This is a genomic window from Pontiella sp. (assembly GCF_041622395.1).
Classification (GTDB): domain Bacteria; phylum Verrucomicrobiota; class Kiritimatiellia; order Kiritimatiellales; family Pontiellaceae; genus Pontiella.
This window is the reverse complement of record NZ_JBFJYW010000082.1, coordinates 1-13,092: the sequence shown is the minus strand read 5'-3', so window position 1 is coordinate 13,092 and position 13,092 is coordinate 1. Positions and strand designations below refer to the sequence as shown.

Sequence of the window (13,092 nt, the reverse complement as noted above, 5' to 3'; positions counted from 1 at the left end):
TGAAGGTGACGCCTTCGAAGGGCGACCAGCCGCACTTGTATTCGATGTTTTCCTTGGAAACGGTGTGCGGAGTTTCCGTGTCGACGAGAACCAGGTCGGCCCAATAGCCTTCGCGGATAAAGCCGCGGTCGAGCGTCTTGAAGATGCGCGCCGGATTGTGCGCCGTTTTTTCGGCGACGGTTTCAAGCGGAAGGTATTCGAGCAGCGAGACGATGGCACTCTGGATGACGGGCAGGCCGGAGGGGGCCGAGCCGTAGGGGTGCTGCTTTTCTTCCCAAAGGTGCGGCGCGTGGTCGGTGCCGACGGTGTCCACCACGTCGTCGAGCAGCGCCTGCCGCAGCGCGGCCCGGTCGGACGCGGTTTTGATCGCGGGGTTGCATTTGATCAGCGCTCCCAGGGTTTCGTAGTCCTCGGCGGAAAACCAGAGGTGGTGCGGGCAGGCCTCGGCGGTGATTTTTTTCGTATCGACGGAGCCGGCCTTGAACAGCCCGAGTTCCTTGGCGGTGGTCAGGTGCAGGACGTGGATCTGGGAGCCGTACTTGGTGGCCAGTTCAACGGCCAGCGCGGTGGATTGGTAGCAGGCCTGCTCGGAACGGATTTTCCAGTGCTCGGAAAAGGGAATGGCTTCGCCGTATTTTTCGCGCGCGGCCTTTTCGTTTGCGCGGATGGTGTTGGTGTCTTCGCAGTGCAGCGAGATCGGCACCTGGACCTGGCCGAAAATGTTTTCCAGCTGTTCGGTGCGGTCGACCAGCAAATTGCCCGTGGATGCGCCCATGAACAGTTTCACGCCGCAAACCGTTTTCGGATCCATCGCCAGCAGTTCGTCGAGGTTGCTGTTGGAGGCGCCGAGATGGAAGGAATAGTTGGCGACGCACTTGGTGGCCGCGAGCGCAAACTTGTCTTCGAGGACCGCGTTGGTGACGGCGGCGGGCTTGGTGTTGGGCATCTCCATGATCGAGGTGACGCCGCCGGCGACGGCCGCGCGGGTTTCGGAGTGGAGGTCGGCCTTTTGTTCCAGGCCCGGCTCGCGGCAATGGACGTGGCAGTCGATCATGCCCGGCAACAGCGCCTTGCCCTGCGCATCGATCACTTGGTCCGCGCCTTCGGCCGAAAGCGACGGCGCAATGTTTTCGATCCGCCCGTTCTTGATGAGCACGTCGGCGGCCTGCGTGGAACCTTCGTTTACGAGTTTGGCGTTGGTGATCAGTATCGTTTGCATGGCCGGGAATCTATTCAACGCGCCGGTCGGGAGCAAGTTCCTCCGGAATATTTCCGCCCCTTGGGCGTTAGCCCAGAAGCAGCAGGGCGAGCCAGGGCACAAAAACCAAAACCAGGAAGAGCACCTTGTAGAGCCCCAGATAGCCGTAGAGAAAGGCGTTGATCGCCTCCGGGGTCAGGCCAAACCACTTGCCGTGCTTGTGCTGGATGTAGTTCCGCGCAACGATGCACATCACCGCGCTCCAGACATACAAAACCAGATGGATGGCAACCATCCAGCCGAAGAACGCGCGTATCGTTTCCATATTCATGACGGGCCTCCTTTCGCTATGGACACTTTGCGTGCCGGAATGTTGACTCCGGGGCACCTTTTTGGATGATGGGACCATGCTTCGAGCCAAGGTTCGAAAACTTTGATGTGGCCATCGGCACAAATTTATACCAAATTGGTGCCAATTCAATTCGGGACAGGATTTTATGAGCGAATACAGACAACCGAGAATCAGCGACGCCGACGCGCTGGATATGCTGAAGAACATGCCGACGGCGGAGCTGATGGCCCGCGCCGACGCGTTGCGGCAGGCGCGCCACGGCAACAAGACCTACTATGTGCATAGCCACAACCTCAATCCGACCAACCTTTGCGTGGTGAAGTGCAAGCTCTGCTCGTTCTGGCGGCCCGAGGGCGCGGCGGATGCCTATATCACCTCCTTGGAGGATGCGCGCAAGAACCTGGAGCGGGCGCAAAACTGGAACCTGACCGATCTGCACATCGTCGGCGGCATGATTCCGGAGCTCGACCTGAAATACTACGAGGATCTCTTTTCGCTCGCGCGCGAAATGCTGCCGGGCGTGCTGCTGCAGGGAATGACCGCGGTGGAGATCCACTGGATTGCCGGCAACGCGGGGATCTCGGTTCGCGAATGCCTCGAGCGGCTGAAGGCCTGTGGGTTCGGCTCGATCTCCGGCGGCGGCGCGGAAATCTTCCATCCGGACGTCCGCAAGAAGATCGCCACCACCAAGATTTTGGCGCAGCAGTGGCTCGATGTGCACCGGACGGCGCATGCGCTGGGGATTCCAACCAATGCCACGATGCTCTTCGGCCATATCGAGCAGGATGAGCATATCGTCGACCATCTCTCGCGGTTGCGGGCGTTGCAGGATGAAACCGGCGGATGCCGGGCGGTCATTCCGTTGCCGTTCCAAGCCAACGGCAAGGCGCTGGGCGTTAAATATACGCCGACGGGCGACCGTCAAGTGCGCGTTGCTGCGCTGTCGCGCATCTATTGCGACAACTTCCCGCACGTGCGCATGCTGGTCAACTACATGGACCGCAAGCTGCTCGGCGTCCTGACGCATAGCGGCGTGGACGACATCGGCGGCACGAGCCTCGACGAACGCATCGCCAAGGCGGGCGGCGCACCCCAGAGCCAAAAGTTTTTCTCGGCCGAGGAGATGGAAGCGTTTCTCGTGAACCACGGGCACCAACCGGTTTTGACCAATTCGGCGTATGAAAACGTGATCCTGGATGCCGGAGGCCTGAAGACCGACGGAACCGCTGCGGACGAGCCTTCCGCGTATCGAGTGGCTAGCACCACGCCGAAATGGAAGACCATTCTGGACAACGTCGAGCAGGGGAACCGTCTCGGGTTCGATGAGGCGGTTGAGCTGCTTGAAAACGCGCCGTTCCAGCAGCTGGGGCGCGTGGCCAACCTCAAGCGGCATCAGGCGGTGCCCGGCGATACCGCGACCTATGTGTTCGACAAAAACCTCAACACGACCAACGTCTGCGTGACCGACTGCAAGTTCTGCGCGTTCTATGCCAAGCCGGAGAGCAAGCGCGCCTACACGCTGACGCCGGAACAGGTGGTCGAAAAGGTGAAGAACGCGGCCGCGAAGGGCGCAACCCAGATTTTGATCCAGGGCGGACTCAACCCCGATCTGAAGCTCGACTACTACGAGGCCTGCCTGAGCGGCATCCGCGACAACGTCGATATCTGGATCCACTCCATGTCGCCGACCGAGATCGAGTTCCTGGCGCAGGAGGAAAACATTTCCATCAAGGAATGCCTCCAACGGCTAAAGGATGCCGGTTTGCAGTCGCTGCCCGGCGGCGGGGCGGAAATCCTGGTGGACGATGTCCGGCGGGAGATCAGCCCAAAAAAGACGCGGTCGAAGGCCTGGCTCGACCTGATGGAGGAGGCCCACGGGCTCGGCATGAAAACCACCGCCACGATGGTCTACGGCTTTGGCGAAACCGCGGCCCAGCGCGTTGAGCACCTCATGAAGGTCCGCGAACTCCAGGACCGCACGGGGGGATTCACGGCCTTCATTCCCTGGAGCTTTTCGCCGAACAAGACCGACCTCGAATGCCCGCGCATCCAGAACGGCGTCGACTATCTGCGGATGATCGCCATGGCGCGGTTGATCCTCGACAACGTGCCGCACCTTCAGGCGGGGTGGGTGACCGAGGGGCCGGACGTGGCGCAGCTGGCGCTTCAATTCGGGGCGGACGACTATGGCGGCGTGCTGATGACCGAAGAGGTGGTCAGCGCCACCGGGCTCTCCTACGGCGTCGACGAGGCGCAGGTGGTCAACATGATCCGCGAGGCGGGCTATGTTCCGGCGCAACGCACCACGCAGTATGACCTGATCAAGATCTATGGCGAAGAGCCGGAGTTGGCGACCGATGGCTAAGAATGTTCTAGGCGGAGAGTTGATTGCGTGCAGCATGGATCCGGTGACCGGGTTTTTCCGCAACGGGAAATGCGACACCCGTGCGGACGACGCAGGCATGCATACGGTTTGCGCCCTGATGACCGACGCGTTCCTCGCCTTTTCGGCGGAACACGGCAACGATCTTTCCACGCCCCTTCCCGAGCACGGATTTCCGGGGCTGGTGGCGGGCGACTCCTGGTGCCTCTGCCTTTCGCGGTGGATCCAGGCCTATCAAAAAGGCGTGGCCCCGCAGATTAAACTGGAGGCCACGCATGCGTCGGTGCTCGAATTCGTGGAGCTGGAAACGCTGCGGCAATACGCGGTCGAACGCTGACGCGTTGGCGTATTCCGCATGAACCGGATGCGTTCCTAGAACAATCCGGTCACTTTCCCGGTTTCGGTGTCCACGTCGATCTGGCGGTAGCCGGGGTTCGATCCGGTGCCCGGCAACAGCTTGATGTCGCCCGCGACCGGAACCACGAAGCCCGCTCCCTTGTAGATGAGCACGTCGCGGATCGGCAGGGTCCAGCCCGTCGGGCGGCCCTTCAGGTCGGGGTCGTGCGAGAGGCTCAGGTGGGTCTTCACCATGCACATGCCCATCTTCGCAACGGCGGGGTCGCGCTGGAAGCGGCTGATTTTCTTCTCGGCTTCCTCCGACCATTCGACGCCGTCGGCTCCGTAGATTTCGGTCGCGATTTTTTCGACGCGGTCCTTCAGCGGCAGGTCGAGGTCGTAGAGCGGGGCAAAGTGGTGTTCCTCTTCGCAGGCGGCCACGACGGCTTCGGCCAGTTCGATTGCGCCCGCGCCGCCCTTGAGCCAATGCTCGGAAACGGCGCAGCGCGCGCCGTGTTCCCCGGCGATGCGCCGGACGAGGTCGTGCTCGGCCTGCGTGTCGGTATAGAAGCCGTTGATGCACACCACGGGGGTGGCGCCGCTCTTGCGGACGATGTCGATATGGGCGATCAGGTTTTCGCACCCGTTTTCAAGCAGCGTCAGCTCCTCTTCCGTGTAGGCCTTGTCGAGCGGCTTGCCCGGTTTAACCTCGGGGCCGCCGCCGTGCATCTTGAGCGCGCGGACCGTGGCGACGATCACGACGGCATCGGGCTTGAGCCCGGAATAGCGGCACTTGAGGTTCCAGAACTTTTCGTAGCCGATGTCGGCCGCAAAGCCGCTTTCGGTAATGAGGTAGTCGCCCATGCGGACGCCGAGCATGTCGGCGATGACGGAGTTTTGCCCGATGGCGATGTTGGCGAAGGGGCCCGCGTGGACGAGACCGGGGTTGCCTTCGATCGTCTGCACGAGGTTGGGGTTGATGGCTTCGAGCATGATGGCGGTCATGGCGCCGTCCACCTCGAGGTCGGCGGTGGTGACTTCCGCGCCGGAGCGGCTGTAGGCCACGACCATCTTGCCGATGCGTTCGCGCAGGTCCTTCAGGCTGTTGGCCACGGCGAGGATGGCCATGATTTCGCTCGAAACGGTGATCTGGAAGCCGGATTCCATTTCGTAGCCGTCCATCTTGCCGCCCTTGCCGATGGTGATGTTGCGCAGGGCCTGGGCGCAGAAATCCATGGCCCATTTCATCTGCACGCGGTCGGGATCGATGTCGAGGCGCCGGAGGCCGATGGTGGCCAGGCGCGCGTCGTCGTAGTTGCGCTCGTGCTGCATGCGGGCGGTCAAGGCCACCATGCAGAGGTTGTGCGCGTTGGTGATGGCGTCGATGTCGCCGGTGAGTCCCAGCGAGAAGGGGGCCAGCGGAATGCACTGCGCCAGTCCGCCGCCGGCGGCGGAGCCTTTGATGTTGAAGGTCGGGCCACCGCTGGGCTGGCGGATGGCGCCGACCGGCTTTTTGCCGATCCGGCCAAGCCCTTCGACCAGTCCCATGGTCGTGGTGGTTTTGCCTTCGCCAAGGGGGGTGGGGGTGATGGCCGTCACGTCCACGTATTTGCCCGGCTTCAGGTCCTTCACGCGGTTCCAGGTCTTGGTGTAGTCGATCTTTGCCACGTTGCGGCCCATCGGGACCAACTCGCCGTCCTGCAGGCCGAGCTTTGCGCCGATCTCGGCGATGGGCTTGATGTTCTTTTCCGCAGCTTCCGCAATCTGCCAATCCGCCATTTTGGTCGGGTCGAGGTTCATAGAGGTTCTCCTTTAAAAAGCACTGTTTCTATCATGGAGAACCGGGGTCGGGGAGAGCAAATTCAAAAACTATATGCACCTGCTTCCCGCACGGCCCCCGAACCGGCGACCGGGGGCGCTCGGCGGCCGAAGGCCGGCTATTTTTTCAGCGGCGGGATCCAGCCGAGCGAAACGAAGAATTGGTCCGTTTCGTTGAGGGTTTCCTCAAACATTTTGCCCTTGTTGAAAAAGCCGTGGGTTTGGTCCTTGTAGAGGTGCAGGTCGCAGCGGTCGCCATTGGCTGCCATGGTTTTCTGGTAGTCCTGGGCGGTTGCGACGGGGATCAGGTCGTCCTTGGTGCCGAGGAAGACGATGGTTGGCGGGGTGCCCTTCTTGAGGTTGTGTCTGGGCGAGAACTCCTCCCAGTATTTCTTTACGCGGTCGTGGCCATAGCCCTTTTCGGAATTGTCGAAGACGGGGTTGAAGAGGGCGAGGGCGTTGGGCACGCAGCTTGTTTTCGTGTCTTCATCGGGTTCGTTGAACGCCTGCAGGGTGGCGGTGGCCGCCGCGAGATGCCCGCCCGCCGAGCCGCCGCCCGCCGCAACGCGGTCGGGGTCGATGCCCAGCTTGCCGGCGTTGGAGCGCACCCAGCGCATGGCCGACTTGGCATCCATCACGCAGGCGCGCGGATCGGTGTGGTGCGTTTTCTTGGTTCGGTATTCGGCGCAGATCGCCACCATACCGCGGTCGGCGAGGTGCTGCGATTGGCCATAGAACTGGGAGGGGGTTCCGCTGTTCCATCCGCCCCCGAAGAAAAAGACGATGGCGGGGCGCTTCTGCTTGGCGTCGTGTTTGGGCGGGTTGAAGATATGCAGGCGCAACTCGCCTTGCGGCGTCTCCTTGTAGGTGACGACGAACGAGGGGTGCGGTTTCTTTTCTTCGGCCCAGCCGCAGAGGGCGAGCAAGGTCAGTAGTGCGATGATTCTTTTCATGTGGTTCGGTTCCGGTTTTTCCAAAAACAAAAAATAATGCGGGTTGGATTCCAATCAATCAACGATTTGCCGATGCAATTTCGGACATGAAACGCTAAAGTGCCCCCATTTACCGAGGAATTATCTATGTTGCTAAGCTGGATCCAGGAAGTGTTGCTGTCCGTAGGCGTACCGACCAAGTCGGTCGATGAACTTGCCGTTGTGGGGTTTGTGGGGCTGGTTGCCGCCGGGGCCTCCATTGTTTATTGGGTGCTGAAAACCTATTTGCTCAAGCTGATCCACCGGGTCACGCTGAAGACCTCCAACAAGTGGGACGATGCGCTGATGGATTCGCGCATGTTCCACCGCGCGTTGCGGTTGATCCCGCTTACGATCGTGTTGCTGTGCATCGAGCGGTTGGGCCCCGGACAGCTGGTCATCGTGAAGCGGATGGTGTTCGCGGTCATTATTTTAATCGGCGCCCGTACGGTCGAGGCGTTCCTCAATGCGGTTTCGGTGGTCTACCACGCCGACAAGGAGGCCTCCCGCAAGCCTATTCGCCCCTTGTTCCAGGCGCTGTTGATCGTGCTCTATCTGCTGGCCTCGATCTTCATTATTTCCGTGTTGCTCGACAAGGAGCCGTGGGGGCTCTTCAGCCTGTTGGGCGGTTTGACCGCCGTCACCATGCTGGTCTTCAAGGATACGATCCTCGGCTTCGTGGCCGGAATCCAGCTCGGCGCCAACGACATGGTCCGCGAGGGCGACTGGATCGAGATGCCCAAATACGGCGCCGACGGCGACGTGATCGAAGTTACCGTCAACACGGTCAAGGTCCGCAACTGGGACAAGACGATTTCCACCATCCCGACCTATGCGCTCATTTCCGATTCGTTCAAGAACTGGCGCGGCATGAGCGAGTCCGGCGGCCGCCGCATCAAACGCTCGATCTGCATCGACATGAACACCGTCCATTTTGCCGACGAAGCCATGCTGCAAAAGTTCCGCAAAATGGATCTGCTCAAGGATTATGTGGAAAAGACGCAACAGGCCATCGATGCGGAGAACGCCCAGCGAAACATGGATCTCTCCGCCACGGTGGTCAACGGCCGCCGCCAGACCAACCTCGGCATCTTCCGCGCCTATTTGGTCAACTATCTGCGCGACAACCCCAAGATCCACAAGGGCATGACCTTCCTCGTCCGCCATCTGCAACCGACGCCGCAGGGATTGCCGATCGAAATCTACGTCTTCAGCGCCGACAAGAACTGGGTCAACTACGAAGCCATCCAGGCCGACATCTTCGACCACATCCTGGCTTCCATCCCCGAGTTCGGCCTGCGCGTCTTCCAGCAGCCCAGCGGAAACGATGTCGCCGCGCTGGCCCGGAGATAAAAGGATCCCGGCACAAAAAAACGCCCCGCTGTTAACGGGGCGTTTGCGAAGCGATTGCGTGTGGGCTATTTCAATTTGCTCATCGCAACGGCCAGCTGGCGTTCGGCAATCTGCGCCCAGCCGCTTTCGGGGTAGAAGGTGATGATGTCTTCATAGACCACCTTGGCTTCGGAATAGTTGTCGAGCGCCTCGAAACACCGGGCTTTCCCCAGCAGGGCGGCCGGGGCGAGGTGCGATTTTTCATGCTTCGCCTTGAAGTCGCCGTAAAGAATGGAGGCTTCGCCCAGTTCGCCTTTGGCCTCTTTGCAGGTGATCTGGTTGTATGCCGCCTGAACCGCCAATTCGTGTTTCGGGAACTTGGCCGTGAAATCGCCATAAAGCTTTTCGGCTTCGTCGATCTGGCCGGCATTGAAGGTGGCCTGAGCCAGACCCATCAGGGCCAGCGGGGCGGTCGGCGTGCTGCCGTATTGGTCCAGAATCGCTTGGTATTCGGCAATCGTGGTGGCGGTCTGCAGCGCGGAATCGGCCGCAACTTCCTTTTTCTGCCGGCTGTGCTTGAGGTAGTTGGTCGTGAGGAAAACGGCGCACACCACCGCCACGGCTATCGCGACGGGTTTGATGTATTTCATGAAGAAGCTGAGCACTTCCTTCACTTCCGCGTTTTCAAGCGTTTCGTGCTTCTGTTTCTTGGCTTCGGCCGGGGTGGCGGGTTTTTTCTTTTTCGGCGGAAGCTTTGCGGGTTTGGCCACGACGACTTCGGGGAGGTCGTCAATGGGGTCGTTGACGACCACTTCCGGCTCCTCGGCGACGGGTTCCGGCTTCTCGGGGACCTCTTCGGCGACCGGGGCAGGTTCTTCAACCGGCTTTTCGGCAGCGGGAGTTTCCGCAGGGGATTCAACCGCATCCGCCTCGGATTCTTCGGCCGGCTGTTCGGCCTCTTTCTTTTTCGCAAGGTTGTTGAGCAATGCTTCGTGGTTGCTCAGGAAATCGTCATGGTCTTTTTTTTCTTCAGTCATATTGCTTTCCCCGGATGTTCGATAGACAGGCGACGCATTGTGGATATTTGCACAATGATTTCAAGGTTTGATTGCGTGGTACAGCTCGATAATTTCCATGGCCGTGGGCTCGGGCGAAGGGCGCCCGCTGGTGTCGATGCGGTGAGCGATGGATTCGTAGAGCGGTTTGCGTACGGCGAGGATCTCGAGGATCTGTTTTTCCTTGTCCCCCGCGAGCAGGGGCCGCGAGGTATCGTGCTTGACGCGCTCCAGCACGGTTTGGGCATCGGCCAGCAGGCATACGACCAGTCCGGTCCGCTCGAAATCGGCGATATTGTCGGGGTTGAGCACAATGCCGCCGCCGGTGGAAATGATCTGCCCCTCCAGTTGGGACAGCTCCTGCACCATCTCGCGCTCGAGTTGCCGGAAGTGGGCTTCGCCTTCGTCGGCGAAGATTTCGGTAATGGCTTTCCCGGCGCGTTCTTCGATCAGCGCGTCCATGTCGAGCAGGGGCATGCCCGTCTTTTCGGCAATCAGCTTGCCGACGGTCGTCTTGCCGCTACCCATGAAACCAACCAGAACAATGTTTTTCATTTCTTTCTCCTGCCGGAAAATCCTCCGCTCAACGGGCGAGTGCCCGCAGAACCGGCGACCGGCCGACCTGTCGACTTGGGGCCCGGCGACCGAGCGCCCCTCCAGACACAGAAAAAACGCCCCGGTAGGAGCGTTTTTCCAAGAAACGGGAAACCGGTTCCTAGGCGCCGGTTTCGCGGATCGCAGCGCGAATCTGCTTGGTGTTCAGATGCTTCAGCTGCTCTTCCGAGTAGCCTGCTCCTGCCAGCCGTTTCTTCTGCTGCGTGATGCGTTGGCGCTTCAAACGCGGCTTCTTGACGGGACGACGCAGCGGTTTTTTGCGCATTGCTCTTCTAATTCTCATGACAAACCTCTTCCAATTGCTTTTGGTGTAAAAATCAGGCGAGGAACCTACACATCCCCCAAGCCCCGCGCAACCCTTAACTCGTGAAAAAACGTGCCTTTGAAATGCCCCGTTTATTCGGCTTTCCTTGGATAATCCCGCCAGAGCAGCCGGGCCGGGCAGGCCCCGGCGGCTCGCCAACGGGCGGTCTCGATCTCGATGGCCGCGACGGCACAGGTGGGCATTCCCTCGATCCGTTCGCCGGAAAGCAGGCCCGCCAGCCACGTCATGGCGGGGTTGTGGCCAATCAGCATCGCCGATTCCACGCGGTCGTCGAGCTGTTGGACGAGGTCGAGCAACTCGCCGGCGGAGGCCTCGTAGATCGTTTCGTTGAAGACGGTCTCGGTGCCGAGGTCCAGCAGTTCGCACGTTTCGATGGCCCGCCGGGCCGGACTGCATACGAGGAGCGCGGGCAAGGCGCCGCGTTGCTTCAACCGGCGGCCCATGTCGGGCGCGTCGCGCCGCCCGCGCTTGTTGAGCGGGCGGTCGAAGTCGGCTTGTCCGGTTTCCCAATCGGATTTTGCGTGCCGGACGAGATAGAGGGTTTTAGCCATCGGACACCTCGAAATCGAAGCCGTGGGGCAGTAGTTCGCCGAGGGTGGCGGTTTCGAATCCGTCGCCCTTGGCGATGTAGACCGGAAAGTCGGGACCGCAGAATTCCGCCATCACCTGGCGGCATGCGCCGCACGGGTAGGGAACGGGTTCCTTCGAGGCCGCGATCGCAATGGCCTTGAACGCCCGCCGGCCGGCGGCAACGGCGGCGAAGATCGCCGTGCGCTCCGCGCAGTTGGTCAGCCCGTACGAGGCGTTTTCCACGTTGCAGCCGGTAAAGACCGTCCCGTCGTCGCACAGCAACGCCGCCCCGACTTTGTAGGCGGAATACGGCGCATGCGCGTGGATCAATGCTTGAAACGCGGTTTTAATCAACTCTTCTGGATTCATGGGGATTCCTTTTCTTTGGGGCAGAAAAATAAACGGCAGAAATATAGGGTTTTAATGGAATGTTTTAAACGTGATTTATTTCCGCGAGATGTTAATCTATTGGATCGTACCGAGTGACGTTTTTGAAAGGAACTGGGTGAGGGCACTTTCATAGACGGCTGTATTATCTTCAAAGGCCGTGATCTTGAGAGCGGTGCCGGGGGAGCAAAGGGCTGTTGGTTGAGACGTTATGATTTGACCATCGAGGATTACATCGACATTGGAAGTACTGTTTTCTCCGATGCCTAGAAAATGGAAAAGGGCTTCCTCGTAGAGCGTGCGTTCGAGTCCGATTCCCCAGTCTGCTACGATTTCGATCATTAGCGCTTTTTCTGGAGGACCAAATCCTTGTGATGCGGTCCATTCTGAATCCTGAATGGAGAAGGCTCGCCTTGCTGCATTCGTTAGCGAGGTGTTGATGAATTCATGCTCCACTATTTCAGGACGGACGTTTACGAGTTTGCCGTGTTTCAGTCCGGTGAGAAAAAGATAGTGCAGCAGCTGTTTTCTATGCCGCTGGTGGAGTGATTCAACGGCTTTAAGTTCAAATAGGGCGCCTGATGAGGCCACAATATCGATGAAGTATGATTTGCAAAAGCCATGGAGCGAGACCTTGATTTCCACTTCGGTCTCAATGTTGTTCAGTGTTGCTTTAAGAGCCTGCCTGTAGACGTTTTCGCTGAACAGGCGCCCTAACTCGCGTCGCTGTCTGAAAATTTCAGCCATTACCCTGTATGATACTTCGGAAAACTCAGATTGGGAGAGTTCTTTAATCTCTGAATTGATCTCGATAGGCACTTATTTCCCGTCCATTTTTCTGCCGTCCATTTTTCTGCCCTAATTTCCGAGGGCGATATCTTTCAGGAAGTTGACGATGGTTTTTTTCATGCGGGGCATGGTCTTGGCGGCGGTGCGGTTGACGTCTTCGTGGGTGAGCGGAACGGGGCTGATGCCGGCGGCCCAGTTGCAGACGCAGGAGAGTCCGGCCACCTGCAGGCCGAGCGCGTTGGCCACGATGGCTTCGGGTACGGTCGACATGCCGACGGCATCGGCGCCCATGGCCTGGTATTGCTTGATCTCGGCGGGGGTCTCGAACGTCGGGCCCGAGGTGGCGATGTAGACGCCGCAGGCATCGGCCCCGGCGCGGATCAGTTTATGGCGCAGGGTCTCGTTGTAGACCGCGCTCTGGTCGGGGAAGCGGGTGCCCAGCTTGGGGTTGTGCGGGCCGATGAGCGGATTGGAGCCGAGCATGTTGATATGGTCTTCGATCACCATCAGCGAGCCCGGCGGCAGGTCGGCGCGGATGCCGCCGGAGGCGTTGGTGAGCAGGAGGGTCCCGGCCCCCATGGTATGGGCGAGGTAGACCGGCAGGATGACCGGCGTCCAGCCTTCGCCCTCGTACCAGTGGCGGCGCCCTTGGAAGATCAGCGTCTGCATGCCGTCGATCTCGGCCAGCCGCAACTTGCCCGCGTGGCCCATCACGCCCGTCGCGCCAAAGCCCGGAAGGGCGGAATAGGGGATTTCCGGCCCGGCGAGATCTTCGATCGCGTTGCCCCAGCCGGAGCCGAGGATGAGGCCGCACTTGGGCGTGGCGTCGGGCCAGGTTTGTTTGAGGGCCGCAACGGCGGCGTCGAGAACGGTCTGATCGATTTGAGTATTCATGGGTTCAGAGTAAATCCAAAGTTGTCTCGGATTCAATCTTTGGGTAAATTCAATTCCATGCGTTTAC

General features: G+C 60.0%; 14 protein-coding genes. 3 read left to right on the top strand and 11 right to left on the bottom strand.

Going from position 1 to position 13,092, the window contains the following annotated elements:
* On the bottom strand, window positions 1-1,219 hold a 1,219-nt coding region (locus tag ABYO54_RS06635; protein WP_372807460.1), incomplete at its 3' end, for a dihydroorotase.
* A 67-nt stretch (window positions 1,220-1,286) separates the two neighbouring features.
* Window positions 1,287-1,529 (bottom strand): DUF6868 family protein, encoded by a 243-nt coding sequence (locus ABYO54_RS06630; protein WP_372807459.1) that lies wholly within the window; start codon window positions 1,527-1,529, stop codon window positions 1,287-1,289.
* Window positions 1,530-1,695: 166 nt separating this feature from the next.
* On the opposite strand from ABYO54_RS06630, the gene mqnC reads away from it, so the two are divergent.
* Together mqnC and ABYO54_RS06620 are read left to right on the top strand one after the other, a co-directional pair.
* Window positions 1,696-3,915 (top strand): cyclic dehypoxanthinyl futalosine synthase, encoded by a 2,220-nt coding sequence (mqnC, locus tag ABYO54_RS06625; protein ID WP_372807458.1) that lies wholly within the window; start codon window positions 1,696-1,698, stop codon window positions 3,913-3,915.
* Entirely contained in the window at window positions 3,908-4,270 is a 363-nt protein-coding gene (locus tag ABYO54_RS06620) for a DUF2237 family protein (RefSeq protein ID WP_372807457.1), read from the top strand. The genes mqnC and ABYO54_RS06620 overlap by 8 nt, the downstream gene beginning before the upstream one ends.
* Window positions 4,271-4,305: 35 nt before the next feature.
* Here the strand turns inward: ABYO54_RS06620 and ABYO54_RS06615 are convergent, their stop codons facing one another.
* Both ABYO54_RS06615 and ABYO54_RS06610 read right to left on the bottom strand, forming a co-directional pair.
* Window positions 4,306-6,069, bottom strand: a complete 1,764-nt coding sequence (locus ABYO54_RS06615; protein ID WP_372807456.1) for a formate--tetrahydrofolate ligase — start codon at window positions 6,067-6,069, stop codon at window positions 4,306-4,308.
* A gap of 137 nt (window positions 6,070-6,206) precedes the next feature.
* Complete coding sequence (locus tag ABYO54_RS06610) at window positions 6,207-7,040, bottom strand: alpha/beta hydrolase (RefSeq protein ID WP_372807455.1); 834 nt, start codon at window positions 7,038-7,040, stop codon at window positions 6,207-6,209.
* Window positions 7,041-7,166: 126 nt separating this feature from the next.
* Here ABYO54_RS06610 and ABYO54_RS06605 point away from each other — a divergent pair, with 126 nt between their 5' ends.
* A complete protein-coding gene (locus tag ABYO54_RS06605; protein WP_372807454.1) occupies window positions 7,167-8,411 on the top strand; it encodes a mechanosensitive ion channel family protein in 1,245 nt (414 codons plus the stop codon).
* A gap of 65 nt (window positions 8,412-8,476) precedes the next feature.
* On the opposite strand, the gene ABYO54_RS06600 is transcribed toward ABYO54_RS06605, so the two are convergent.
* The 7 genes from ABYO54_RS06600 to ABYO54_RS06570 all read right to left on the bottom strand — a co-directional run bounded on the left by ABYO54_RS06600 (window position 8,477) and on the right by ABYO54_RS06570 (window position 13,025).
* The gene (locus tag ABYO54_RS06600) at window positions 8,477-9,427 is read right to left on the bottom strand and encodes a tetratricopeptide repeat protein (protein ID WP_372807453.1); all 951 of its coding nucleotides are present in this window, start codon (window positions 9,425-9,427) and stop codon (window positions 8,477-8,479) included.
* A gap of 60 nt (window positions 9,428-9,487) precedes the next feature.
* Window positions 9,488-10,000, bottom strand: a complete 513-nt coding sequence (locus ABYO54_RS06595) for a shikimate kinase (RefSeq protein ID WP_372807452.1) — start codon at window positions 9,998-10,000, stop codon at window positions 9,488-9,490.
* 160 nt (window positions 10,001-10,160) lie between these two features.
* Window positions 10,161-10,343: a hypothetical protein gene (locus ABYO54_RS06590; RefSeq protein ID WP_372807451.1), complete on the bottom strand. Its 183-nt coding sequence runs from the start codon at window positions 10,341-10,343 to the stop codon at window positions 10,161-10,163.
* Window positions 10,344-10,456: 113 nt separating this feature from the next.
* On the bottom strand, window positions 10,457-10,936 hold the full coding sequence (locus ABYO54_RS06585) for a histidine phosphatase family protein (protein ID WP_372807450.1): 480 nt from the start codon (window positions 10,934-10,936) through the stop codon (window positions 10,457-10,459).
* The gene (locus tag ABYO54_RS06580; protein WP_372807449.1) at window positions 10,929-11,324 is read right to left on the bottom strand and encodes a cytidine deaminase; all 396 of its coding nucleotides are present in this window, start codon (window positions 11,322-11,324) and stop codon (window positions 10,929-10,931) included. Before ABYO54_RS06580 ends, ABYO54_RS06585 begins: the two co-directional genes overlap by 8 nt.
* A 96-nt stretch (window positions 11,325-11,420) precedes the next feature.
* The gene (locus tag ABYO54_RS06575) at window positions 11,421-12,161 is read right to left on the bottom strand and encodes a GxxExxY protein (protein WP_372807448.1); all 741 of its coding nucleotides are present in this window, start codon (window positions 12,159-12,161) and stop codon (window positions 11,421-11,423) included.
* A gap of 39 nt (window positions 12,162-12,200) precedes the next feature.
* On the bottom strand, window positions 12,201-13,025 hold the full coding sequence (locus ABYO54_RS06570) for a purine-nucleoside phosphorylase (protein ID WP_372807447.1): 825 nt from the start codon (window positions 13,023-13,025) through the stop codon (window positions 12,201-12,203).
* Between the last annotated feature and the right edge of the window lie 67 nt (window positions 13,026-13,092).

What these genes read in the sequence shown, in the direction of transcription:
- ABYO54_RS06630 (WP_372807459.1), bottom strand. Translation starts at nt 1,529, where the DNA reads ATGAATATGGAAACGATACGCGCGTTCTTCGGCTGGATGGTTGCCATC.
- mqnC (WP_372807458.1), top strand. Translation starts at nt 1,696, where the DNA reads ATGAGCGAATACAGACAACCGAGAATCAGCGACGCCGACGCGCTGGAT.
- ABYO54_RS06620 (WP_372807457.1), top strand. Translation starts at nt 3,908, where the DNA reads ATGGCTAAGAATGTTCTAGGCGGAGAGTTGATTGCGTGCAGCATGGAT.
- ABYO54_RS06615 (WP_372807456.1), bottom strand. Translation starts at nt 6,069, where the DNA reads ATGAACCTCGACCCGACCAAAATGGCGGATTGGCAGATTGCGGAAGCT.
- ABYO54_RS06610 (WP_372807455.1), bottom strand. Translation starts at nt 7,040, where the DNA reads ATGAAAAGAATCATCGCACTACTGACCTTGCTCGCCCTCTGCGGCTGG.
- ABYO54_RS06605 (WP_372807454.1), top strand. Translation starts at nt 7,167, where the DNA reads ATGTTGCTAAGCTGGATCCAGGAAGTGTTGCTGTCCGTAGGCGTACCG.
- ABYO54_RS06600 (WP_372807453.1), bottom strand. Translation starts at nt 9,427, where the DNA reads ATGACTGAAGAAAAAAAAGACCATGACGATTTCCTGAGCAACCACGAA.
- ABYO54_RS06595 (WP_372807452.1), bottom strand. Translation starts at nt 10,000, where the DNA reads ATGAAAAACATTGTTCTGGTTGGTTTCATGGGTAGCGGCAAGACGACC.
- ABYO54_RS06590 (WP_372807451.1), bottom strand. Translation starts at nt 10,343, where the DNA reads ATGAGAATTAGAAGAGCAATGCGCAAAAAACCGCTGCGTCGTCCCGTC.
- ABYO54_RS06585 (WP_372807450.1), bottom strand. Translation starts at nt 10,936, where the DNA reads ATGGCTAAAACCCTCTATCTCGTCCGGCACGCAAAATCCGATTGGGAA.
- ABYO54_RS06580 (WP_372807449.1), bottom strand. Translation starts at nt 11,324, where the DNA reads ATGAATCCAGAAGAGTTGATTAAAACCGCGTTTCAAGCATTGATCCAC.
- ABYO54_RS06570 (WP_372807447.1), bottom strand. Translation starts at nt 13,025, where the DNA reads ATGAATACTCAAATCGATCAGACCGTTCTCGACGCCGCCGTTGCGGCC.